Source organism: Streptomyces sp. NPDC047042, from assembly GCF_040644035.1.
Taxonomy (GTDB): domain Bacteria; phylum Actinomycetota; class Actinomycetes; order Streptomycetales; family Streptomycetaceae; genus Streptomyces.
In genome coordinates this window covers 26,114-48,667 of record NZ_JBEYVP010000019.1, presented here as the reverse complement: position 1 = coordinate 48,667, position 22,554 = coordinate 26,114, and the positions used below count along the sequence as shown (strand labels likewise).

General features: G+C 70.8%; 19 protein-coding genes and 2 tRNA genes. 6 read left to right on the top strand and 15 right to left on the bottom strand.

Features of this window, described 5'->3' with window-relative positions:
• The first annotated feature begins 48 nt into the window (after positions 1-48).
• Positions 49-1,701, top strand: coding sequence for an AMP-binding protein (locus tag ABZ855_RS22910; RefSeq protein WP_360809815.1), 1,653 nt, complete (start codon positions 49-51; stop codon positions 1,699-1,701).
• Between the two features lie 141 nt (positions 1,702-1,842).
• Positions 1,843-3,858 carry an SGNH/GDSL hydrolase family protein gene (locus ABZ855_RS22905; protein WP_360809553.1) on the top strand — a complete coding sequence of 672 codons (2,016 nt, stop codon included), beginning with the start codon at positions 1,843-1,845 and terminating at the stop codon, positions 3,856-3,858.
• A 92-nt stretch (positions 3,859-3,950) separates the two neighbouring features.
• On the opposite strand, the gene ABZ855_RS22900 is transcribed toward ABZ855_RS22905, so the two are convergent.
• The 7 genes from ABZ855_RS22900 to ABZ855_RS22870 all read right to left on the bottom strand — a co-directional run bounded on the left by ABZ855_RS22900 (position 3,951) and on the right by ABZ855_RS22870 (position 9,154).
• A tRNA-Lys gene (locus ABZ855_RS22900) sits at positions 3,951-4,024 on the bottom strand.
• 103 nt (positions 4,025-4,127) lie between these two features.
• Positions 4,128-4,892 (bottom strand): IclR family transcriptional regulator C-terminal domain-containing protein, encoded by a 765-nt coding sequence (locus ABZ855_RS22895; RefSeq protein WP_360809551.1) that lies wholly within the window; start codon positions 4,890-4,892, stop codon positions 4,128-4,130.
• A gap of 201 nt (positions 4,893-5,093) precedes the next feature.
• A complete protein-coding gene (ehuA, locus tag ABZ855_RS22890; RefSeq protein ID WP_360809549.1) occupies positions 5,094-5,879 on the bottom strand; it encodes an ectoine/hydroxyectoine ABC transporter ATP-binding protein EhuA in 786 nt (261 codons plus the stop codon).
• A complete protein-coding gene (ehuD, locus tag ABZ855_RS22885) occupies positions 5,869-6,519 on the bottom strand; it encodes an ectoine/hydroxyectoine ABC transporter permease subunit EhuD (RefSeq protein ID WP_360809547.1) in 651 nt (216 codons plus the stop codon). Before ehuD ends, ehuA begins: the two co-directional genes overlap by 11 nt.
• Positions 6,516-7,184 carry an ectoine/hydroxyectoine ABC transporter permease subunit EhuC gene (gene ehuC / locus ABZ855_RS22880; protein WP_360809545.1) on the bottom strand — a complete coding sequence of 223 codons (669 nt, stop codon included), beginning with the start codon at positions 7,182-7,184 and terminating at the stop codon, positions 6,516-6,518. Before ehuC ends, ehuD begins: the two co-directional genes overlap by 4 nt.
• Positions 7,181-8,101, bottom strand: a complete 921-nt coding sequence (gene ehuB, locus ABZ855_RS22875; protein ID WP_360809543.1) for an ectoine/hydroxyectoine ABC transporter substrate-binding protein EhuB — start codon at positions 8,099-8,101, stop codon at positions 7,181-7,183. The genes ehuC and ehuB overlap by 4 nt, the downstream gene beginning before the upstream one ends.
• A gap of 57 nt (positions 8,102-8,158) precedes the next feature.
• Positions 8,159-9,154 (bottom strand): D-2-hydroxyacid dehydrogenase, encoded by a 996-nt coding sequence (locus ABZ855_RS22870; protein ID WP_360809541.1) that lies wholly within the window; start codon positions 9,152-9,154, stop codon positions 8,159-8,161.
• A 173-nt stretch (positions 9,155-9,327) separates the two neighbouring features.
• On the opposite strand from ABZ855_RS22870, the gene ABZ855_RS22865 reads away from it, so the two are divergent.
• Together ABZ855_RS22865 and ABZ855_RS22860 are read left to right on the top strand one after the other, a co-directional pair.
• Positions 9,328-10,032 carry a decarboxylase gene (locus tag ABZ855_RS22865; RefSeq protein ID WP_360809539.1) on the top strand — a complete coding sequence of 235 codons (705 nt, stop codon included), beginning with the start codon at positions 9,328-9,330 and terminating at the stop codon, positions 10,030-10,032.
• Positions 10,033-10,190: 158 nt separating this feature from the next.
• Entirely contained in the window at positions 10,191-11,297 is a 1,107-nt protein-coding gene (locus tag ABZ855_RS22860; protein ID WP_360809537.1) for an LLM class flavin-dependent oxidoreductase, read from the top strand.
• Positions 11,298-11,773: 476 nt separating this feature from the next.
• Here ABZ855_RS22860 and ABZ855_RS22855 read toward each other — a convergent pair whose 3' ends face one another.
• Positions 11,774-13,549: an EAL domain-containing protein gene (locus ABZ855_RS22855; protein ID WP_360809535.1), complete on the bottom strand. Its 1,776-nt coding sequence runs from the start codon at positions 13,547-13,549 to the stop codon at positions 11,774-11,776.
• Here ABZ855_RS22855 and ABZ855_RS22850 point away from each other — a divergent pair.
• Both ABZ855_RS22850 and ABZ855_RS22845 read left to right on the top strand, forming a co-directional pair.
• A complete protein-coding gene (locus tag ABZ855_RS22850; protein WP_360809828.1) occupies positions 13,449-13,691 on the top strand; it encodes a hypothetical protein in 243 nt (80 codons plus the stop codon). The two genes, ABZ855_RS22855 and ABZ855_RS22850, sit on opposite strands and share 101 nt — an antisense overlap.
• Before the next feature lie 488 nt (positions 13,692-14,179).
• On the top strand, positions 14,180-15,658 hold the full coding sequence (locus ABZ855_RS22845; RefSeq protein WP_360809533.1) for a M6 family metalloprotease domain-containing protein: 1,479 nt from the start codon (positions 14,180-14,182) through the stop codon (positions 15,656-15,658).
• Between the two features lie 70 nt (positions 15,659-15,728).
• Here ABZ855_RS22845 and ABZ855_RS22840 read toward each other — a convergent pair.
• From ABZ855_RS22840 to ABZ855_RS22810, 7 genes are all read right to left on the bottom strand, one after another.
• Positions 15,729-15,802: transfer RNA gene (locus ABZ855_RS22840), tRNA-Lys, on the bottom strand.
• Complete coding sequence (locus ABZ855_RS22835; RefSeq protein WP_360809531.1) at positions 15,793-16,494, bottom strand: hypothetical protein; 702 nt, start codon at positions 16,492-16,494, stop codon at positions 15,793-15,795. The genes ABZ855_RS22840 and ABZ855_RS22835 overlap by 10 nt, the downstream gene beginning before the upstream one ends.
• 166 nt (positions 16,495-16,660) lie before the next feature.
• Positions 16,661-17,059, bottom strand: coding sequence for a hypothetical protein (locus tag ABZ855_RS22830; RefSeq protein WP_360809528.1), 399 nt, complete (start codon positions 17,057-17,059; stop codon positions 16,661-16,663).
• Between the two features lie 167 nt (positions 17,060-17,226).
• Positions 17,227-18,579, bottom strand: coding sequence for an AAA domain-containing protein (locus ABZ855_RS22825; RefSeq protein WP_360809526.1), 1,353 nt, complete (start codon positions 18,577-18,579; stop codon positions 17,227-17,229).
• A complete protein-coding gene (locus tag ABZ855_RS22820; RefSeq protein WP_360809524.1) occupies positions 18,576-20,201 on the bottom strand; it encodes a hypothetical protein in 1,626 nt (541 codons plus the stop codon). The genes ABZ855_RS22825 and ABZ855_RS22820 overlap by 4 nt, the downstream gene beginning before the upstream one ends.
• Positions 20,192-21,382, bottom strand: a complete 1,191-nt coding sequence (locus tag ABZ855_RS22815) for a hypothetical protein (protein ID WP_360809522.1) — start codon at positions 21,380-21,382, stop codon at positions 20,192-20,194. Before ABZ855_RS22815 ends, ABZ855_RS22820 begins: the two co-directional genes overlap by 10 nt.
• Positions 21,333-22,298 carry a phosphatase PAP2 family protein gene (locus ABZ855_RS22810; protein WP_360809520.1) on the bottom strand — a complete coding sequence of 322 codons (966 nt, stop codon included), beginning with the start codon at positions 22,296-22,298 and terminating at the stop codon, positions 21,333-21,335. Before ABZ855_RS22810 ends, ABZ855_RS22815 begins: the two co-directional genes overlap by 50 nt.
• Between the last annotated feature and the right edge of the window lie 256 nt (positions 22,299-22,554).

The window sequence follows — 22,554 nt, the reverse complement described above, 5'->3', positions numbered from 1 at the left end:
CCTCCACATCTGACGATACGTCAACTACCGTGCGCGCCCATGGAGTCCATGGAGTCCAAGGACAGGAAGCGCACGGTCGCGGAACTCGTGGCGGCCCGGTGGGGCGACCACCGGCCGGGGCTGTGGTGCGAGGACCGGACGCTCACGCATCACGAGGTGGCCGCGGGCGCGGCGGCCAGGGCCGGGCTTCTGACGGACCTGCTGCCGCCGGGCGCCGAACCGCACGTGGGCGTCCTGCTCGACAACACCCCTGAATATCCCCTGTGGTTGAGCGCGGCAGCCCTCGCCGGTGCCGCCGTCGCAGGCATCAATCCCACCCGCCGGGGCCCCGAACTGGCCCGCGACATCCTGCACACCGAGTGCCCGGTCCTGCTCACGGACCGCACCCACCTTCCACTCCTCGCCGACCTCGAACTCCCCGGTATACGCCTGCTGTTGACCGACACGGAGGAGTACGAGGCACTGCTCGCCCCCTACGCGGGCGCGGCGCCCGACACCTCCCGCGCCACCCCCGCCGACCGCCTCCTCCTCTACTTCACCTCGGGCTCGACCGGCGCGCCCAAGGCGGCGATCTGCACCCAGGGCAGGCTCGCCGCAGCCGGGCGGACACTGGCCGAGAACTTCGGGGTGCGCCCGGACGACGTGCACTACGTCTGCATGCCGATGTTCCACGGCAACGCGGTGATCGCGGACTGGGCACCGGCGTTGGCGGCGGGCGCCGGGGTCGCGCTGCGCCGCCGCTTCTCGGCCTCCGGTTTCCTGACCGACGTACGTCGGTACGGGGCGACCTACTTCACGTACGTGGGCCGGGCCGTCCAGTACCTGCTGGCCACCCCCGCCCGGCCCGACGACCGGGACAACCCTCTGCGGCTCGGCTTCGGCACGGAGGCCGGCGCGGTGGACGCGGCGGCCTTCCAACAGCGGTTCGGGGTACGGCTGGTGGAGGGCTACGGGTCCTCGGAGGGCGGGGCGGCGGTGCGGTGGACGCCCGGCACTCCGCCCGGCGCGGTCGGCCGGGCGGCACCGGGCGACGACCTCGCGGTGGTCGACCCGGCGACCCGCGCCGAGTGTCCTCCGGCGGACCTGGACGCCTCGGGCCGGCTGCTCAACGGCACCGCCGCGATAGGGGAGTTGGTGAACCGGGGCCCCAACCCCTTCGAGGGCTACTGGCGCAACCCGGAGGCGGAGTCGGCCCGGCGTCGGGGCGGCTGGTACTGGACGGGCGACCTCTTCTACCGGGACCCGGACGGCTTCCTCTACTTCGCGGGCCGCGCCGACGACCGGCTGCGCGTGGACAGCGAGAACCTGGCCGCCGCGACGATCGAGAACATCCTCGCCCGGTACGAGGGCGCGGTGGCCGTCGCGGTGTACGCGGTGCCGGACCCGGTGGCCGGCGACCAGGTCATGGCAACGCTGGCCGGCACCTTCGACCCGGCGGCCTTCACCGCCTTCCTGGCCGCGCAGCCGGACCTGGGGACGAAGATGGCCCCCAGATTCGTCCGGGTCGTACGGCGCATGCCGGTCACCGCGACCAACAAGATCCACCGGGCGGCCCTCAGGCGCGAGGGCTTCCGCTGCCCGGACCCGGTGTGGTGGCGCCCACCGGGCGAGGAGACCTACCGCGTACTCACCGGCGACGACGTGACGGACCTGGTGGAGCGGTACCGGGAGCGGGGGCGCGAGGAACTGCTGACCAGGTAGCGGGCGAAGGACCGCAAGCGGCTGCGAGAGGTCCAGGTCTTCCACCGGGATGCGGCCACTTCGGCGAGCCGCCCCATGACTCAACGCGACGGCTTCCTACTCTGTGTCACGATCGATTTGCAGGGTGAGGGGTCGATGCACATGAGCGACGACGGTGCCGAACCGACAGGCGGCGGCCCGACAGGCGGCGGCCCGACAGGCGGCGGCCCGACCGGCGAGGGCCCGGCCGGCGGCGGGTGGGGCGTTCTGATCCGGTGGGGCCCACGGCTGCTGTTCCTCGCGGCCGCCATCGCGCTGACCACCCAGTCGGCCCGTGGGGTGCCGAGCTCGGAGCTGAACTGGACGCTGGGAATCTTCGCCGCCTGCAGCCTCCTCCTCGTCTGGCGGCAACTGGCACGGGGAAACGATCCGGACGAGGCCGGCAGTCCCGCGCGTCTGCTGATCGGCGCCGGAGCCGTCCTGTGCGCCGGAGGGGCGACGATGCTGATCCTCTCCAGGACGGGCGTGGAGGCGGACACGCTGCCATTTGTCGGCCTGGTCGTGCTGGTCCTCGGTCTGGGCTGCTTCGTCGAACTGTGGCGACAGCAGGACGACAGGGCGCTGCTGCTGCCGGGTGCGATGCTGCTGGGGATCGTGGGAGTCGTCCTGGTCGTGGTCCTTCTTGTGCTGCGCGGGGGCGGGAACGGTCTGTCCACGGGGCTGCTCGTCGCCCTGGGTGTGGCGGTTTTCGTGTGTCTTCCCCTGGGGCTCAACGCTTTGTCCGAGTGGGGCCTGCGTGCGGTGAGCGGACTCTGGGCCGAGGAGGGCCGCCGGGGTCCCCTCGTCCTGTCCGGCGGGCTCGTGGGAGCGGTCGTCGTCGCCGGGGCCACAGGCTTTGCCGTGTGGCTGGCGTCCCACGACTGGGTGCTGACAGCGATCCTGGCCGGTTCGGTGCTGGTGCTGCTGGTCGCCATCGTTTCCAACACGCACGCGGACGTGGCCCTCGTACTCGCGGGGGTCTGCCTCCTCGCGGCTGCCCCTCCGGAGCTGCCCGCGCCCCCGCCGGGAGGAAACAGGGTGCTGGTCGCGGTCGGCGACTCCTACATGTCGGGGGAAGGCGCGGGCACCTACATCGAGAACACCAACGATGCCGGCGGCGACCACTGCCGCCGGGCGCCGTCCGCGTACGCGGTGAAAATCGCCGCACAGGACCCACGGTTCGACGGCCTCCGGTTCGTCGCCTGTTCCGGCGCCCGGACCTTCCATGTCATCGCCGACGCGGACGACAGACGCGCTCATCCGCAGAGGGGAGTGTCGGACACCCAGATCGATCAACTGAAGAACATGGGATCGTCGCTTCACCCCGCTCTCGTCGTCATCTCGATCGGAGGCAACGACGCCGGCTTCTCCACCATCGGCGAGGCGTGTATCGCACCGGGCCCCTGCGAGACACAGAAGTCCCTGTTCGAGGGCAACCTGGACAGCGTCAAGGACGCCGTGGCAGCGACGTACCTTTCTCTGCGAAGAGCTCTGCCCGCCGACGTGCCGATCGTGGCCGTGCCCTACCCGCAGCCGATCGCCAATGGCGTCAAGTGCAGCGGGGTGGCCCTTACGACGGCAGAGCGCGCTTTCATCCGTGACTTCGTGCACAAGCTCAACATGAAGGTCGAGGAGGCGACACGGGAGGCGCAGGGCATCTTCTATCTGAGGAAGATGGAGGACACGCTCGCCGACCACCATCTCCAGCTGTGCGACAGGAAGAAGAGGGCGGCCGGCGTCAACTTCGTGGGTCTCAAGTCCGTCAACGGAACCTCCGTGCAGCGCTTCAACCCGGCCCACTGGCTCCACAACAGCCTGCACCCGAACGAGCGGGGCCACGAAGCCATGCGGGCGACGTTCGAAGACTGGTTGAAGGACAAACCGCAGCTTCTCGAAGGAGGGGCGGCAACCGAGGAGCCCGACACCTCCCTTCCCGCACCCGAACGCGGGGCAGTGGAGAAGCCCGATCCGCAGTGCCCCCTGGCCCAGATCAACCGCTCGAAATGCCAGTTGGCACTCCGCGACTGGGAAGTACGGCAGATCACCAATCGCTGGCCCGTGTTGCTGGCCGTGCCGCTGCTCCTCCTCGTCGTCTGGGCAGCGATCATCGCCGGCCTCGCCTGCTGCCGCAGGCAATAGGCGATAGGCAATAGGCGATAAGAGACAGGTGATGTGACCCCGAAAACCACCAAGGGCACCCTCCGGAGGAGAGTGCCCTTGGTCATACTCTGTGCGCCGCCAGGGACTCGAACCCCGGACCCGCTGATTAAGAGTCAGCTGCTCTAACCAACTGAGCTAGCGGCGCATGACCCTCGCCGACCGCTTTCGCGGCTGGCGACAGAGAAAATACTACCTGGTCCGGGAGGGTGCTCCGGACCAGGTGGCAGTGGGCGTCGCCGCGGCCCTCGCTACGCCTGGATCGCCAGCGACAGCAGCACCGGCGCCGCACTCCGGTTCAGCCGGTCCGCCGCCTGGCGCAGGCGGTGGGCCTGGCGGAGCGGGAGGGAGAGGGCGAGGCAGCCGACCGTCGAGCCGGCCGTGATCGGGACCGCCGCGCAGACCGTGCCGACCGCGTACTCCTGGAGGTCCAGGACCGGCACCGTGGGCGGCTGGGTCTCCAGGCGGGAGAGCAGGAGCCGCTCATTGGTGATCGTGTGCGAGGTGAGGCGGGCCAGCTTGTGGCGGGCGAGATGGTCGCGGCGGCCGTTGTGGTCGAGCTGGCCCAGCAGGCTCTTGCCGATCGCGCTGGCGTGCGCGGCCGAGCGGAAGTCGACCCACTCGTTGACCGCCGGGGTCGCCGCGCTGTCCGCGCACTGGGTGACATGGATCTCGCCGTCGACGTACCGGCTCATGTAGACGGCCGCGCCGACCGAGTCGCGCAGCCGGTCGAGGGTGTGCTGGAGCTGGGCGCGCAGGGCCTGGTCATGGCCGTGCGTGGAGCCGAGACGGCTGAGGGCCGCGCCGGTGACGTACGAACCGTCGGCGGCCTGTTCGACGTACCCCTCGCGACGCAGCATGCGCAGGAGAGGGGTCAGCCGGTCCGTGCCGAGGTGGGTCTGGCGTGCGATTTCGGCGTCGGTGACACCGGCGGAGTGCCGCGCCACCGTCTCCAGGACGCGCAGGGCGTCCCGGGTCGAGTGGTGCGGCGCGGTCGGCTCGTGCTTGAGAGCCACGGTGTTCCCCCTGGCTTGCTTTTAGCCGCTATCCGGACAGCCAATCCCCTCCACGATAGCTGCCAAGTGGTCCGTATGGAGGGGGCGTTGACGAGATTGTCGCCCGGGGCCCGGCCTCTCAGCAGGGCAACTGTTCACCTGGCATATGCCAAAGGCATCAAAAAGATCGCAAAGATCCCCATGACTCTCCCTCTGTCACAGTCAGAGCACCGCGCTGAGGAATTCGCGTGTCCTGTCCCGCTCCGGGTCGCCGAAGATCTGCTCCGGCGGACCCGACTCGATCACATGGCCGGAATCGAACATGAGCACTTGGTCGGATATGTCCCGGGCGAAGCCCATCTCGTGGGTCACACAGAGCATCGTGATGTCCGTGCTGCGCGCGATGTCCCGCAGCACGTCCAGGACACCCGCGACCAGCTCCGGGTCGAGCGCCGAGGTCACCTCGTCGAGCAGCAGCACCTGCGGGCGCATGGCCAGCGCCCGCGCGATGGCCACGCGCTGCTGCTGCCCGCCCGACAGCCGGGACGGCCGCTCGTCGCACTTGTCAGCGAGGCCCACCAGTTCGAGCAGCTCGCGCCCGCGCGCCTCCGCCTCCTCCTTCGGCAGACCGAGGACGGTCACGGGCGCCTCGGTGATGTTGCGCAGCACGCTCATGTTCGGGAAGAGGTTGAAGTGCTGGAACACCATCCCGATCTTCTTGCGCACCTCGCGCACCTGCTTCTCGGGCGCCGGGAACAGCGCCTCCCCGTCCACGGTGATCGTGCCCTCGTCGGGCTTGGCCAGCGTCATCAGCAGCCGCAGGATCGTCGTCTTGCCCGACCCGGACGGACCGATGAGCGTGACATGCCGACCCGCCTCCACGGAGAGGCTCAGCCGGTCGAGGACGGTCTGCTCACCGAACCGCTTGGTGACCTGGTCGATCCGGACCAGCTCACGTGCGGGAGCGGACGCGGGGGTGTCGGAGATCTTCTCGGTTTCAACTGGCAAGGCGTCGCTCCAGAGCTCGTACGAGGAGGGAGGCGGGAAAGGAGATGAGGACGAAGGCGACGCCGATCACGGTCAGCGGCTCGGTGAACTGGAAGTGCTCCTGGGAGAAGAGCCGCGCCTCACCGAGCATCTCCAGCACGGTGATCGTCATCAGCAGCGGCGTGTCCTTGAGCATCGCGATCACGTAGTTGCCGAGCGCCGGTACGACCCGGCGCACCGCCTGCGGAAGGATCACCGCCGTCCAGGTGCGCCGCGGGGGCAGACTGAGCGCGGTGGCCGCCTCCCACTGGCCCGGCGGCACACCCTCGATGCCGGCCCGGTAGACCTGCATCGTGTACGTCGAGTAGTGCAGCCCGATCGCGACGACACCGGTGGTCAGCGCGGAGGCGGCGAAGCCCCACTCGGGCAGGACATAGAAGAGGAAGAACAACTGCACGAGCAGCGGGGTGTCCCGCACGAACTCCGTGACCACCCCCACCGGCCAGCGCACCCAGCGCGTCGGCGTCCGCATCAGCAGCGCCCAGACCAGCCCCAGCGTGAACGAGATCAGCGACCCGAGGGCCAGCGCCTGCAGGGTGACCAGCAGCCCGTCCCAGAAAGTCGGCAGGAAATCGCGTACGGCGCCCCAGTCCCACTTCACGCGGCACCTCCCGCCGGCTGCCCGGCCAACCGTTCCTTCAGCCGCTTCTCCAGGCCGCGCATGAGCCGCGCGAGGAGGAAGGCGATCACGAAGTAGATCAGCAGGATGTACGAGTAGATCTCCGCGCTCTCCTGCAGCGCGAGCCGTACGAGGTTGCCGCTGAAGGCCAGATCACCCATGCCCATGACGGACACCAGCGCGGTGCCCTTCAGCAGCTCGATCAGCAGGTTCCCGAAGGAGGGGATCATCTCCGGCACCGCCTGCGGCAGCAGGACCAGCCGCATCCGCTGCCAGGGCGTGAACCCGAGCGCGATCCCGCCCTCCCGCTGCGCCGGCGCGACGGCGTTCAGCGCGCCGCGCACGATCTCCGTGCCGTACGCCCCGTAGGTCAGCCCGAGCGCGAGCGTGCCCGCCCACATCGGCACCAGCTGCCAGCCGAAGGCGGGCGGCAGCACGAAGTACACCCAGAAGATCATCACCAGCGCCGAGGTCCCGCGGAACACCTCGGTGTAGCAGCCCGCGAGGAAGCGCACCCACCGGCTCCGATGGGTTCGCGCGATCCCGACGACGAAGGCGACGACACCGCCCAACAGGGCGCTGAAGAAGAGGAGTTGGACGGTGACCCAGACTCCCTTGAGTACGATTTCCCAGAGTCCGGAGGTCATCCGCCGCACAACTCCTTCGCGGTCAGATCGGTCATCTCGTCCTGGGTGAAGCCGAACGGACGCAGGATGCGGAACACCTCGCCGCTCTTCTTCAGCTTGTGCAACTCGACGTTGAAGGCGTCCCGGAGCCTCGTCTCGGTCATCCGGAACGCGAACGCGCCCCCGTCGACGCGCGGCTTGCCGTCGATGACCGGGGCGAAGGCGTCGGCGGCCTCCGCCTTGCGGGAGTTCTTCGCGACCAGCCGGACGGTGACCGCCGTACCGGAGAACGCGTCGACGCGGCCCGCCTCGACGGCGTTCAGCCCGGCCACCTGGTCGGGCACGATGAGGAGATCGCTCTCCTTGTAACCGGCCTCCACGGCATGCTGAATCTGCGCATATCCGGTACCGGTAGCGAGCTTGGCCTTCTTCTCGACGACATCCCGGTAATCGTGAAGATCCTTGGGATTCCCCTTGCGGACAATGAAGGAATCGAGCATCTGATAGTCGGGATCGGCGAAGATCACCTGCTGACAGCGCTCCGGATTGACATACATACCGGCCGCCACGACATCGAACTGCTGGGAATTCAGCCCCGGTATGAGCGAACCGAACTCGGTGGGCACGGGCTGGAGCCGGTCCACCCCCAGTCGCTTGAAGATGACTCTCGCCAACTCGGGCGCCTCACCGGTCAGTTCACCGTCCTTGTCGATGAACCCCTGCGGAATCTCACCGGCGATACCGAGCCGCACGACACCCTGCGCCCGCAGTCGGTCCAGAAGGTCACCGCCGTCGACCCCGGAGTCGGCGGCCACCCGGCTGCACCCGAGAGTGCCCAGGGAGCCGACCGTACCGAGCGCGCCGAGCGCCGCCACCCCCGCGAACAGCGACCGGCGTCTGAGACTTGGTGGTGGGGTTGATGCGATTGTTGGAGCCATGGGCGCGCGGCTACCCGAGAAAGCACAAGTTATGCGCCGGCCGCCCTCGGCGGGATATCAGTGCCCCGGTACATATCCGCGCTGCTTGTCCACGACATTCGTCAGCGTTTTCCCTGCTTCCCACCGCTCGTAGAACTCCACGAACTGGGCACTGAGTTCATCGCGCCAGCCCACTGTGTCACCGCTCATGTGCGGGGAGACGACCAGTCCGGGTACCTCCCACAGCGGACTGTCCGGCGTGAGCGGCTCGTCCTCGAACACATCCAGGGCGGCGCCCGCGATCCACCGCTTCGACAGCGCCTCCGCGAGCGCGCGCTCGTCGACGAGCTGACCCCGGCCCACGTTGACGAAACGTGCCGAGGGCTGCATGACACCGAAGCGGCGCGTGTCGAACATGCGGTGCGTCTCGGCGGTGAGGGGAGCGGCACAGATCACCCAATCGGCGCGCGCCATCAGCCGGTTGAGATCGTCGGGCCCGTGAATCCCGGTACGCGGGACACGTCCGACGAGCGCCGTCGTCACCCCAAGTGCCTTCAGATACTGGGTGATCGCCCGCCCAATGGGCCCGGACCCGACAACACACGCCTTCGTCCCGGCGACCCGCTGCGACTCCCGGTGCCGCCACTCGTGCCGCTCCTGGAGACGCAGGGTCCCCGGCAGGTCCTTGGCCATGGCGAGGACGAGGGCGGCGACGTACTCGGCGATGGACTGGTCGAAGATGCCCCGCGCGTTGGTCACCACGGTGTCGGACGCGACCAATTCGGGACACAGCAGATGGTCGACACCGGCACTCGCCGTGTGCACCCAGCGAGGACGAGCCCCCGCACCCGGCCAGGCGTCCCGCACGGCGCGCGAGGCGTAGTCCCAGACGAACAGGACGTCGGCGTACGGCAGCCGCGCGGCGAGAGTGGACTCGTCGGCGTGGACGACCCGGGCCCGCCCCGTGAGCCGGCCGAGGCGGGGCGGGGGATCGGCGTCCAGAACGAGGAGGGTAGGGAGCGGGGATATCGGAAGTATCGGAGATATCGGAGATGTCGGGGGTGTCGGGGGCATCGGAGCCGTCTCCGATCAAGGACGCGGAAGCGCGGATTGACACGCTCGCACCCGGGCCTGCCTCCGTCAACACGGAGGTAAACGTTCACGACGTGGGCAGCGCGGCGTGAACGGGGTACCCGGGTCGCGGACACGCCGAAAACCGGCAGGCGAGCAAGAGCGGGAAGGTTGACATGACGGCACTCGGATTCCTCCACCCGGGCCACTCCGCCGAGGACGACTATCAGCGCATCGAACAGCTACTCGGCACGGACATCCGGCTGGATCTGGAGAAGAGCTCCGCGGACCGCCTCACGGCGGGCGTGGAGGCACTGCGGTTGTCGGGCGCGGAGGCGGTGGTGTGGGCATCCACCAGCAGCAGCTTCGGGTACGGCTGGGAGGGCGCCCACGACCAGGTACGCACTCTCGCCCTGGCCGCGGGCCTGCCGGCGTCGTCGACGTCGTTCGCCTTCGTGCACGCGGTACGGGAACTCGGGGTGCGAAGGGTGGCGATCGGCGCGACGTACCCGGCGGACGTGGCGGAACGCTTCGCGGAGTTCCTGAGGGCGGCGGGGATCGAGGTGACGGGGGTCCACGCGGCCGGGGTCGCCACCCGGGCGGAGGTGGGGGAGTGGGGCCCGCAGGAGGTGACCTCGCTGGCCGAGAAGGCATCGGCGACGCCCGCGGAGGCACTGCTCCTCCCGGACACGGCACTGCACACGGCGTCCCACATCACCACGCTGGAGAAACACCTGGAAAAGCCGGTCCTCACAGCCAACCAGGTCTCCGTCTGGGAGGCCCTGAGGCTGACGACCCGCAAGGTGAACGCCCCATCCCTGGGCACACTGTTCACAAGGAAATCCGTGGTCCAGGCCACTTCCAGCCCGTCCGGCGTTTGAGGACGAGGCCCGTTCAGGGCCGTAGCGGGGGTCTGGGGGCGGCAGCCCCCTGGGATGGGACGGGTAGGGGCGGCGGGGGCGAAGGAATAAACGGAGCCCCCCTCCTGTTCCCCCGTCCGGAGGACCCCGCCCCGACCCACCCCCAGGAGGCACCCACAGTGACCGCAGACCCGACGGCAGACGAGATCCGGGGCAAGACACACGGCACAGCCCCAGTCCCCCTCTCCGCCCTCGACCTCGTCACCGTAGGCTCCGGCCACACCGCCACAGACGCCCTGCGAACCAGCGTCGCCCTCTCCCGCCTCACCGAATCCCGCGGCTTCCACCGCTACTGGGTCGCCGAACACCACTCCATGCCGGGCGTGGCCTCCTCCTCACCGGCCGTGATCCTCGCCCACCTGGCCGCCCACACCGACCGCATCCGGCTGGGCTCCGGCGGAGTCATGCTGCCCAACCACGCCCCCCTCGTCATCGCGGAGCAGTTCGGCACCCTCGAGGCGATGGCACCGGGCCGCATCGACCTGGGCCTGGGCCGAGCGCCGGGCACGGACGGGGCGACGGCCGCAGCGCTCCGCCGTACGGAACGCCTCAACGAAGGCGCCGACGACTTCCCCCAGCAACTCGCCGAGCTGACCCGCTTCCTGGACGACGACTTCCCGACCGGTCACCCGTACCACCGCATCCACGCCATCCCCGGCCCGATCCAGTCGACGTCCCCGGGCGGAGTCCAGTCGGCCCACCGCCCGCCCATCTGGCTGCTGGGCTCCTCCGGCTTCAGTGCTCGTCTGGCGGGCGTCCTGGGCCTGCCCTTCGCCTTCGCGCACCACTTCTCCGCGCAGAACACCGTCCCGGCGCTGGACCTCTACCGGCAGTCCTTCCAGCCGTCGGCCGTCCTCGACGCCCCCTACGCTCTGATCGGCGTCTCCGCGCTCGCCACGGACGACGAGAACGAGGCCCGCCGCCAGGTGCTGGCGATGGGCCTCAACATGGCCCGCCTGCGCTCGGGCCGCCCCGGCCTGTTCCCGACCCCGGAGGAGGCGGAGGCGTATGAATTCAGCGTGGTTGAGCGGGAGTTCATCGGCTCATGGATGACGAACATCGTCCACGGCACGGCGGACGAGGTCCGCACGGGCCTGGACGACCTCCAAAAGCGCACGGGGGCAGACGAGTTGATGCTGGTCTCACACGCCCACCGGGGCGACCTGCGCCTACGCTCGTACGAACTCATCGCGGACGCCTACGACTTGCCCAAGACGCCGAACTAACGCAAACACCCACACCCGGACGGGCCCCGGACCCCGCCCGGGCGGGGGCCTCCGGCCGAACAGGAACCCACTCCGCGCCGCCCGGGAACTGCGGGCCGGTGGGGGCTCGTCGCGCAGTTCCCCGCGCCCCTGAAAACCCGCCCCGCCTGCGGCCTCGGCTGGTGGGGGCTTGGCGCGCAGTTCCCCGCGCCCCTGAAAAACCCGCCCTGCCTGCGGCCTCGGCTGCGGGGCGGTGGGGGCTTGGCGCGCAGTTCCTCGCGCCCCTAAAGCCCGCGCCCCCGCTGCGTCACCGGGTGGCGTGCTCAGCCTGCGGGCATGCGTGCCGTCTGGGGCGGCGCGGGCGGCGCCCCGTGCAGCGCCGGGCTGCGCGATCCCACCCGGCCGTTTGAACCCCTGGCCGGCCGGAAACCGAACCCGGGCCGGCCAGGGCCCCAGGCCCCCCGGAGACAGACCGGCCCCTCCGGGGCCGAACCGTCTCAGCCCCGCCGGCACGCACTCCCCCCCATCAGCACCGAGATCCGATCCGCCCCCACCGGCCGCGAGTAAAGCCACCCCTGCCCCGTATCGCACCCGATACGACGCAGACGGCCGGCCTGCGCGGCCGTCTCCACGCACTCCGCGGTGACCGTCAGCCCCAGCCGGTGCGCGAGCTGGATCATCGCCTCGACCACGATCTCGTCGGCCGGGTTCGGCGCGACGCCCTCACCCTCGTATTGGAACCCCCGGACGAAAGAACCGTCCAGTTTCAGTACTGACACCGGCAGCCGGCTGAGGTAGGCGAGGTTCGAGTACCCCGTGCCGAAGTCGTCGATCGCGATGCGCACACCCATGTCGCTGAGCGCCTGGAGCGCCTGGAGGGGCCGCCCGGCGGAGCCCATGACCGCGGACTCCGTCAGCTCCAGCTGCAGCAGCCGGGCCGGCAGGCCGGTCTCCGCGAGGATCTCCGCCACGTCCGCCACCAGGTCCGAGTCCCAGACCTGACGCACGGCCACGTTCACGCTCACGAAGATCGGCGGCTCGTCCGGGCGTTCGAGCTGCCAGCGCCGCGCCTGACGGCAGGCCGTGGCGAGAACCCAGCGCCCCAGCTGCACGATCGAGCCGTCCTCCTCGGCCAGCCCGATGAACCGGTTCGGCGTGAGTGTGCCGAACTGGGGGTGGTGCCAGCGCACCAGCGCCTCGACACCGTGCACCCGACCGTCCTCCATGCCCACCAACGGCTGGTAGTCCAGGGCGAATTCACCCCGCTCGATGGCCGGCCGGAGCGTGGAGGACAGGGCCTGGCGGGTCATCCGGTGGGCGTTGCGCTCGGGATCGAAGAGCGTCCAGCGCGACTTGCCGTCCGCCTTCGCCCAGTACAGCGTCGTGTCCGCGGCCTGCATCAGACCCGTGGGCGTCGTGCCCGCCGCATGCCGCTCCACGACACCGATGGACGCGGAGACCGACACCCGCTGACCGGCAAGGTCGAAGGGAAGCTGGAGCGACTTCAGCACCGACTCGGCCAGGTCGGCGAGTTGCTCGGTGCCCGTCGAGTCCTCGATGAGCAGCGCGAACTCGTCGCCGCCCAGCCTCGCCACCAGCGGAGCGACGGCGCCGGGGTTCCGCCGCGCCAGGCCCGCCTCCTCCGCGCACCGGGTGAGCCGTTCGGCCACGGCGGCGAGCAGCCGGTCGCCGACGCGATGGCCGAGGGTGTCGTTGACGGCCTTGAAGCCGTCGAGATCGAGGTAGCACAGGCCGATCCGGCCCGTCCCGCTCTGCTCGTACGACTCCGCCTCCAGGGCCGCCGACAGCCGCTCGAAGAACAGCGTGCGGTTGGGCAGCCGGGTCACCGGATCGTGCATCTGCAAGTGCCGCAGCCGCGCCTGGAGTTCACGGCGCGCACTGATGTCGGCCACGGACAACAGGACGCCCTGGCCCCCGAATCCCTCGTCCGACGTGTCCGAGGTGTCCGACGTATCCGACGTGTCCACCGGCAGCGGAGTGACCGTCACCTGGGCCCAAAGGGAGTGCCCGTCAGGGTGTTTGAGGCGGCGTGTGCAGCGCAGCCGTGCCTGTCGGCCGCGCAGCACCTCGCGATAGGCGTGCCACGCGCGCGTGTCGGACGTCAGGTCCACCAGATCGGCGGCCACCTTTCCGCCCGCCACCGCCGGGTCGATGCCCAGCAGCGCACCCAGCGACTCGTTCGCCGCCACGACCAGGCCCTCGCGGTCCACGACGGCCATCGCCAACGGCGCCGCGGCGAACGCGCCCGGCATCAGGCCCGTACCGACAGCGACCGGGGACGACGTCGAGGGTGCGGACGACGACGTGGACGAGGTTGTGGACGAGGAGTTGGAGGACGTGGAGGACGTGGAGGACGCGTCGGAGTTACTCTCTGTGACGGCCGGCCGGACGTGATCTACCGCGGGCGCCGGCCCTTGGGACGTTCCGCTCACCGCTCGCTCCCGCAGTGCACTCGGTCTTCATATGGATCCCGTCGGGCGGCCGACCGGGCGGCAAACCGCCGCCCCGGCCCAGTCCGTGCAGGAAAGTGTCAGGGAAGTGCCAGGAAAGTGTGCCGATCATAGAGGCTGGCCGGAAGCCCTTCCAGCCACTGTCCAGTGTCCATGAACGACCGGCACTTCTGACAGATCGTTTCTGCCCGCGCCTGGACGGGTTCCTTCGCTCGCGATCGGTTGTGACGGTCCGTGAGTGTTTCGGGGTGTCGTTCCACAAAGGGTGAGCTCTCCCATGCATGGCCGCCTACCCGCCCGTCCGGGATCGTCGCTGGTCACCCCCTCGTTCGCCGCCCAATCACCCTTCTGGTGCAGACAAACAGGGCATATAAACGCAAGATCACACAGGCTGGGCTGCGGTATCCCCAAAACCCGCACCCGGAGGTCCGCGTGCCGCGTCAGCTCCCCCTCAAGGGGCTCACCCGTGATGCCCTGACGGGATTCAAGGGGCTCGCGTGCGCCGGAGCGTACCCCCGCTTGCGCAGCACGGCCGCCGTACTCACCACCATGACGGCCCTCGCCGCCACCTCCCTCATCGCGGGCCCCTCGGTCGCCGAACCCTTCTCGGCGCAGCCCTGCGTCCTCCAGCGCACCGACGCCCACCACTCGGAGGGCCTCGACACCTGGAACGCCGCCTATCCGCGACCGTCCCGCGCCCTCGACGCCGTGATGATCTTCCTCTCCTTCCCGGACGCGCGCCCGCGCAGCACCCCCGCCGCGATCACCGCCGACCACTTCCCCGCCACCACCGACTTCTTCGCCCGGGCCTCGTACGGCAGGTTCACCCTGCGCCCGCACCCGCTCCGGAACTGGATCCGGATGCCGAGGCCGTCCACCGAGTACGTCATACAGCGGGACTGGAGCGCCGCCCACCGCGCCGCCTATCTGGGCGACGCGCTCGCCGCAGCCGACCGCTACGTGGACTTCTCGCGCTACGACATCGTCTACTTCGTGGCCGACCCGGACGCTCCCGGCGTCGACTCCGACGCGACGAAGGTCGTCAACCTCGACGTCCCGCTGCACGCCGACGGCACGGACATCCGCCGGGTCGTCACCGTCTTCGAGAAGCACCCCCCGGACCGGCTCGTCCTCGCCCACGAGACGGGCCATGTCTTCGACCTGCCCGACCTCTACCACCGGCCCGTCGACGGAAAGGGCGACTGGGACACGTACGTCGGCGACTGGGACCTGATGGGCAGCCAGTTCGGCCTGGCGCCGGACCTGTTCGCCTGGCACAAGTGGAAACTCGGGTGGCTGGATCCGCGCCAGGTGGTCTGCGTACGCGGCCGAGGCCCCACCCGGCTGACCCTGGAGCCGCTGGGGGCGCATCCGTCCGCGACGGCGCAAGCGCGTGCGGACACGGATGTCGATGTCGATGTCGATGCCGATGCGGATCTGACGGATTCGGATAGGGGTACGAACGCGAATACGAGCGCGCATGCGGGTGCGAAAACGGATGCGGGTGCGGGTGCTGATACGGGTGTGAGCGGGGCCGGGGGTACCGGAGCCCGGGCGCCCGTCTTCGGGCAAGGGGACGGGGTGAAGCTGGCCGTCGTGCGCACCGGGGTCGACCAGGTGCTCGCCTTTGAGGCGCGGGGTGCGACGGGCAACGACCGCGCGACCTGCAAGCAGGGCGTCCTCGTCTACCGGGTACGCGGCGGGACCCAGTCGGGCGGCGGCCCGGTCGAGGTGATCGACGCCCATCCGCGTACCGAGGCCTGCTGGGAGGACTCCGTCTACCCGCCTCTCGCGGACGCGCCCGTCGCCCTCGGCGAGAGCTTCACGGTGCCCGGCGACGACGTCCGCGTGGAGGTGCAGAGCCGTACGCACTCGGGGGCCTGGACGGTGCAGATCACGGGCGCCGGTTGAGGGGTTTGGCTGGGGGTCCGGAAACGACGTTGGCGAGGCTGTTGGTGAACAGCCTCGCCAATCGACAACGTGCGCCGCCAGGGACTCGAACCCCGGACCCGCTGATTAAGAGTCAGCTGCTCTAACCAACTGAGCTAGCGGCGCCTGCTGACGTCGTAGACCTTAGCACCCTGATCGACGGGAGGAAAAATCGATATCCGCACCCCGCCGGAGACCGCCGCACGGGCCGCTCGTACGGCCGCCCAGAGCAGGATTTCCGGGCCCGGAAGCCAGGGATGGCTGGTGTCGGGGGCGACCACCCAGCGCGACTCGGGGCGGGCATCGCCCGACGCCTCCTCGTGCTCGGCGCCGTCGCTCACCAGGGCGGGAACCGTCACCGCGTCGCCGCGGCCATGGCAGAGGAGCGGCGGAATCGAATACCGGCGGCCGACGCGACTCTCTCCGTCCTCACGGTCCTCACTGCCCTGGCCGTGCCGGCCGTGCCGGCCGATCCGGTCGCCGTGACCGTTCTCGCCGGCCGAGCCCCACTCCTCCCACCGCAGGAGCGACGGCAGCCGCTGGGCCGTACCCAGTGCCGCGAACAGGAGTATCCGGCCCCGGTAGGCCGCGACCGGGCCCGAGCCGGGCCCGTCGTCCCAGAGACGATCGAGCATTCTCCGGCCGAAGACCGCGGGCACGTTGACGACGTCGAACACGGTGCCGCAGGGCAGGACGAGCGGGGCGGTGGGGCGCTCGGCCCAGAGGGAGAGCGTGCTACGCGGATACGTTCCTGCGGAGGCGAGCCAGACGGCGCCCTCCGAGGTGACTCCCGAGACGTCAGAGTGTGGGCTGCTCATGCGTCCAGATGTACCGGCAGTGAGCACCCGGTCTCCGACGGTTGCCGGAAACCGGGACAGGAGGGGGCGAGCTGGAGTACCTTGCCCTCCTGAATATGCCGCACGGACTTTCGAGCCGGGTTGGGCGGCGCCCCAGGGGGACCGACCCGGACCGGCTCACGCCGGCTCACACCGGGTCGACGTGACCGCGTCCCTGTTCGCCGTTGCCGCCCCCGCCGGCGTTCTCGCCGCCGCCGCGCAGCAGCTCACGGCCGTACTCGACCATCTTCCGGGCGTAGTCCTCGGTCCACTCGGCGCGCTGCGCGATGTCGGCCATGGTCAGCCGGTCGAAGCGGCGCGGGTCGGCCAGCTGGGCCGCCGCCATCGCCTGGTACTCGACCGCGCGGTCCGTCGCCGCACGGAAGGCCTGGGTCAGCTCCGTGGCGCGGGTCAGCAGGGCGCGGGGGTCGTCGATCGACTCCAGGTCGAAGAAGTGCTCGGGGTCGTCGGCCACCTGCGCGGGCTCGAAGAGCAGGGGCGCGGGGCGTAGCCGCGGTTCATTGCGACGCGGCGTGGGCTCCGCCATGTCTTGTCCTCCTCGTACGGTCCGCACCGTTCGTACGTGCCCTGCACGCCACACGGCATGTACGGCACACGGTCGTATGGCCCAGCCGTCCAGCCGGGCCACCGTCCATTGTCCCCTGCCCGCGCAAGTGGGCCCCGGCTCAGCCGGACAACCCACCTGAGCTGCGCCTACGGCCGCCAGGCGATCCGGTGTTCGGCGAGATGCGACAGCACCGCGTGGTTGGCCTCCCAGCCGTCCGGAAACTTCACCGTCACCCCCAACTGCACCGGCTCGGTCGACGGATGGTCGTCCAGGAGTTCCGTCACCCCCGCCCGGCACACCACCACGCACGCGTGCCGGTGGCGGGAGGCCAGGACACAGAGGCGGCCCGTCTCCAGGTGGAAGGCGGTGGCGTCGGGGCGGCCCGAGAGGGGGTGCAGGACCACCGTCACGTCGAACTCCCGTCCCTGGAGCCGGTTCGCCGTGTCCACGGTGACGTCCGTGACGCCCAGTTCGGCGAGCGCCGCCCGGACCGCCGCCGCCTGGTCCCGGTGCGCGGTGCCGACCGCGATCCGGTCGGCCGTGAGCGGCGTCGGCTCCGGCCCGCGCTCCGAGGTGGCCGCGCCGCCCCGGTCCAGCATGCGGCGTACGACCATGGCGACCGCGCGTACCGCCTCCGGGTCCGTACGAGGGGTGCGGCGGGCGGGGAGTTCCAGCAGGCCCCAGCCCGATTCGGCGGCCTCGTCGATCACCCGGTCCGGGCCCGAGCCGTCCGACGGGACCGCGAAGGCGAGCCGCCGGTCGCCGTGACCGGTGCCGCTGCGGAACGGGGTGTACGGGTAGAAGGCGGCCGAAACGAGCGGCGCCGCCGAGGCCGGCAGCCGCCAGGACACCGGAAGGCGGTGCTGGGGCAGCTCGGGGTTGTGGGCCAGCAGCGTCGTGACCGCCGAGGCCGACGGGTCGTACGACAGCCCCGCCCACTGCTCCGCGCCGACGATCGAGAAGGGGTCCAACTGGCCCGGGTCGCCCACGAACAGCGCCCGCTCGAACAGCCCGGCGACAGCGAGCAGCGCGTCCGAGCGCATCTGGTACGCCTCGTCCACGATCGCGTGCCGCCACGGTTCGTCGACCTTGACGTGCGCCCACTTCGCGGCCGTGGAGATCACCACGTCCAGGCCCGCGAGCTCGGCGGCCTTCGCGGACTTCCGTACGTTGGGAAGGTCGTCCAGCGCCTTGTCGTACGGGTCGGTGTCGCTGCTGTGGAGGCGGCCCACCGGCAGCTCGGGGTTCTTCTCGGCGAGGCGGACGACCAGGTCGTCGACCTGCGCGTTGGTCTGCGCGATGACCATCAACGGGCGCCCGGCGTCCGCCAGTTCGAGCGCGGCCCGGACGACGAGCGTGGACTTCCCGGCCCCGGGCGGCGAGTCCACGACGACTCCGCGGTGGGTGCCGTGCAGGGTGTCGTGGAGGATCGCGTCGGTGGCCCGGCCGGCGGCGGCACCGGGGTCGAAAGCGGCCTGCTGGGTGTGAGCGGCGTTCACAGCACATCCTCCTCGGTCACCGGGTCGGCCGCCGGCAGGGTCGCCGCCGCTTCCTCACCCGGTGGCCCGCCGTGGGTCCACGGGGTCTGGTCCGCGTCGGGGAGCTTCGCGCCGCCCCGCTGTTCGTGCTCGAAGAGCGTGAAGCAGATCAGGTCCCCCTTCTCGGGTACCGACCCGGCCTCCGGCTCCTTGCCGCGGCCCATCTTGTCGAGAACGCGCAGGACGATCACCGAACCCTGGTCGCCCGGACCGTCCCCGTCCTCGTTCTCATGGCCCACGAACTCCGCCGACTGCGGCTTGCCGCCCAGCGAGCGGTACACCTTCACCCGCTCCCCGAGCTGCGGACGGTCCTCCGTACGGACGGTCACCAGCGGGCGCGGGCTCGGCCGCTTGCCCTCGCTGTACGCCATGACGACATCCACGACCTCACCCACGAACGCCTCCCCGGACAGCCGCCGGCCCGCCATCACCAGCGGGTCGTCCAGGGCCTCCTGCGCCTCCAGCCGGGCCTGTTCACGCTCGCGCGTGGCCAGTTTGTTCGCCGCGGTCACCGCGTCGTCGCGACGCGGTTGCGGGGGCTCGCCCGCCACGACCCGGTCCCGGTGGCCGGTGAACGACCAGCGGTCGCGCGTCCACCGGTCGGCCGCGTGGGCGCCCTCCGGCAGCGTCCGCAACAGGTCGAGGCCGCGCCACACCGCGTCCCAGGTGGGCCGCGTACGGCTCTCGACGAGGGCGCGGATCTCCCGCTCGGCGGCGGTGAGTTCACCGAGCCGGTCGTCCGCCGACTCGCCGTCCTCGGCGGCGGCGAGCGCCGTCCGCGCGCGGTTGTAGTTCTCGATCGCGGGGGCGAGCAGCTTGTTGTCGAACGCCGGGTCGGTCGCCGGACCGGCCGGCGGCCACAGCAGCTGCCCCCGCGCGTCCCGTGCCAACTCGGCCCGCAGCGCGGCCTCCGCGCCCGACACGCCGTCCGGCGGGTCGATCCAGGCGAGCAGCGCACCCAGGTGCTGGTCCTCCAGCGTGGACTGCCCGGTGGCCCAGTGCCGCGACAGCACGTCGGTCGCCGCCAGCAGAAGGGCGGACCCGGGGACCCGGGCGCGCTCTCCGTAGTGGGTGAACCAGCGGCCGAGCAACGGCACCCGGGGCGGCGCGGGATGCGGCGTCTCCGGGTCCTGTTCCGCCGTACGCCGAAAACGCATCGAGCGCCCCAGCAGGCGTACGAACTCGATGCCGGCGCGGCTCGGGACGATCAACTGGGGTGCGTCCGCGCACAGTTCGACCTCGACCTTGACGCGCTTGCCGGTCTCCGGGTCGACCTCGGTGCGCTCCGCGGCCTCCACGGCCTCGGCGTGGGAGTCGATGAACGGCAGGACGACATCGGCGAGTTCGGCGAGGAACGCGAACCTGAGATCGCGGTCGCGCGGCTGCGGTACGACGAGCAGGCGTGGCGCGTCCCGGTCGTCCCCGACCAGCGCGCCCAGCGGGGCGCCGGCCTCACCGGCGGTGGTGAGCGGTACGAGAACGAGGGGCCGCTCGGACAGATGGCGGTGCCGGACCGTGGCGACGGGCTGGGCGCGGCCGGTGCTGACGGCCTCGAGCCGGGCGAGGGTGGCGATCAGCGACATACGGCACCCTCCGGCTCCCGCTCCGGCGGGGTGGTGAACTGGGCGCCGCTCAGCGCCTCCGCGCGCAGGGCCGCCGCTCTCCGCAGGGCGGCGACCGTCGGGTCCTCGGGGTCACCGGACCGCCCGTGGGCCGCCGACAGGACGTCGTCGACCGTGGTGAGGGCGCCCAGTTCGGCCCGTACGGAACGGCCCAGGGTGGTCACCGCGCCCCCCGCGCGGGAACGCTCGCGGCAGTGGAAGGCGAGCTCGCACGCGGACAGGCACTCCGGCGCGTACTCCGCGGGAACCGACTCGACGGCGGCGGTCAGTTCGGCGGCCGGCAGGTCAGGGGCGAAGCAGGTGCCCTCCGGGAGGGTGTCGGCGATGTCCTCGATCCGGGTCAGCCGGGACAGCTGGCGGCCGGTCACCGCGCGCTGTTTGCGGACGTCGACCGCGGACGCGGCCGGAAGGTTGGAGAAGTCCTTGGGGCAGACCAGCAGCACACGGTGGCGCACGGTCGGCGCCGGAGCGCCGTCCAGGGTGAGCCGGGCGGCGACCTCCTCCAGCGCCAGCACGTACACCGCGGCCTGGCGGGCCGCCGCGCCCACCTTCGCGGGGTCCGCCGAACCGTCCAGCATCGGGAAGGACTTGATCTCCACGACCGACCAGCTGCCGTCCGGGTGCACGACCACCGCGTCCGGCTCCAGGAAGGCCGGGGAGCCCGCCACGTCGAGGGCGAGCATGGGATGGTCGAGAAACGTCCAGCCGCCGCTACCGCTACTGGCCCTTGCCGTGGTGGCGTCGCGCAGGGCCAGTGCCGTCCGCGCCGTGCGGCCCTCCGGTCCGGTCGCCGTCAGATTGGGAACCTCGGCCTCCGTTGGCGCGGGGGCGCCCGGGTCCAGCTTCTCGTGCACCAGTCGCAGCAGCTCCGCGCCGCCGTCGGCCTTGACCCGGGCCTCGAAGGTGTTGCCGCGCGCCAGGGCGAACTGGGACTGCCCGAAGGCGGACGGCGAGCCCAACGCGCTCGCCAGCGTCGCCTTGTTCACCCCCGCGCCGTCCAGGATCGCGCGCCTTCTGCAGCCCGGGTTGGCGGCGAGGGCCGCGAGGGCACGCGCGTCCAGCGCCTTCGGCGGTACGGCGGGGCCGCGCAGCTCAGCGAGCCGCTGCCGCAGCGCCGTCCCCCGCGTCCGCGGAAGCGGCACCAGGCTCGGCCCCTGGCCCGGGGCCTGGTCCGAAGACGGACTCGCGCTGCCTTGGAATTCGCTCACGCGGGGCAGTCTGGCATCCACCACTGACAATTGAGGTTTCCGCGTCGGACGAGCGCGTTGCGACGGGTGTGACGCGGGCCGCGATCCACACCTTCGCCCGGTCCGCGTTCCGGATGACGAGCGGTGCCAGCAGCAGCCCGACGCCCATCACGGCGGCGCCCGCCACCGCGTCGAGGAAGTAGTGGTTGGCGGTGCCCATCACCACGATCGTGGTGATCAACGGGTAGGCGACGGCCAGGACCTTGGTGAGGCGCGTGCCGCCGAAGCGCCACAGCATCACTCCGCACCACAGGGACCAGCCGACGTGCAGGCTCGGCATCGCCGCGTACTGGTTGGTCATCCCGCCGAGCCCCCGCGGGGCGCTGGCCTCGCCGCCCCACCAGCCGTACGAGCTGTACTGGGCCATCGTGTCCACGAAGCCGTAACCGGCGTCCAGCAGCCGGGGCGGGCAGGTGGGCAGCAGGGTGAAGCCGATGAGACCGATGAAGGTCGAGGCCATCAACCAGGTGCGGGCCGCGCGATAGCGGACGGCGTGGGACCGGAAGAGCCAGATCAGGACGGCGGGGGTGACGAGGTAGTGCAGCGACGCGTACCAGAAGTCGGCCGGTATGCCGATCCAGGGTTCACGGGTGAACAGCCGGTTGAGCGGGTGCTCCGCGTTCAGCCACAGGGACTTCTCGAATTTGAGGATCGCCAGACCGTGGTCGACGGCGGCCGACTCGTTGCCCCGCACCAGGAGGCGTCCGGCCGAATAGCATCCGTAGACGAGCAGGATCAGCGGCAGCTCGGTCCACCAGCGGAGGCGGGTGGGCGAGGCCGTCTCGGGCCGTGCACTATCGGTCCGCGGCATCCGATCGTCTCTCCCACTCTCTGTTCCCCGTCCAGCTGCGCCTCCGGCGTCGGTGGCCTGCGGTTCGTCCGATTTTACGGTGTACGTGGACGCCCCGTGCGGCGCCCCCGTCACACAGGACGCAAAGATCGGCCCCCAGGTTGCCTCCCGACAGCGTGCGCGATGATGGAGGGGTTCCGCCTCGGTTTTCCGCCATTCGCTACCACTGATTCGCTTGACCGCCCCCTTTCATCCACCTATAGCCACATTCGGAAGG

Excerpts from the sequence above, each read along its gene's own strand:
- ABZ855_RS22910 (WP_360809815.1), top strand. The coding sequence starts at position 49 with ATGGAGTCCAAGGACAGGAAGCGCACGGTCGCGGAACTCGTGGCGGCC.
- ABZ855_RS22905 (WP_360809553.1), top strand. The coding sequence starts at position 1,843 with ATGAGCGACGACGGTGCCGAACCGACAGGCGGCGGCCCGACAGGCGGC.
- ehuC (WP_360809545.1), bottom strand. The coding sequence starts at position 7,184 with ATGACCTCCGGACTCTGGGAAATCGTACTCAAGGGAGTCTGGGTCACC.
- ehuB (WP_360809543.1), bottom strand. The coding sequence starts at position 8,101 with ATGGCTCCAACAATCGCATCAACCCCACCACCAAGTCTCAGACGCCGG.
- ABZ855_RS22870 (WP_360809541.1), bottom strand. The coding sequence starts at position 9,154 with ATGCCCCCGACACCCCCGACATCTCCGATATCTCCGATACTTCCGATA.
- ABZ855_RS22865 (WP_360809539.1), top strand. The coding sequence starts at position 9,328 with ATGACGGCACTCGGATTCCTCCACCCGGGCCACTCCGCCGAGGACGAC.
- ABZ855_RS22850 (WP_360809828.1), top strand. The coding sequence starts at position 13,449 with ATGCCCAGCAGCGCACCCAGCGACTCGTTCGCCGCCACGACCAGGCCC.
- ABZ855_RS22855 (WP_360809535.1), bottom strand. The coding sequence starts at position 13,549 with ATGCCGGGCGCGTTCGCCGCGGCGCCGTTGGCGATGGCCGTCGTGGAC.
- ABZ855_RS22835 (WP_360809531.1), bottom strand. The coding sequence starts at position 16,494 with ATGAGCAGCCCACACTCTGACGTCTCGGGAGTCACCTCGGAGGGCGCC.
- ABZ855_RS22830 (WP_360809528.1), bottom strand. The coding sequence starts at position 17,059 with ATGGCGGAGCCCACGCCGCGTCGCAATGAACCGCGGCTACGCCCCGCG.
- ABZ855_RS22820 (WP_360809524.1), bottom strand. The coding sequence starts at position 20,201 with ATGTCGCTGATCGCCACCCTCGCCCGGCTCGAGGCCGTCAGCACCGGC.
- ABZ855_RS22810 (WP_360809520.1), bottom strand. The coding sequence starts at position 22,298 with ATGCCGCGGACCGATAGTGCACGGCCCGAGACGGCCTCGCCCACCCGC.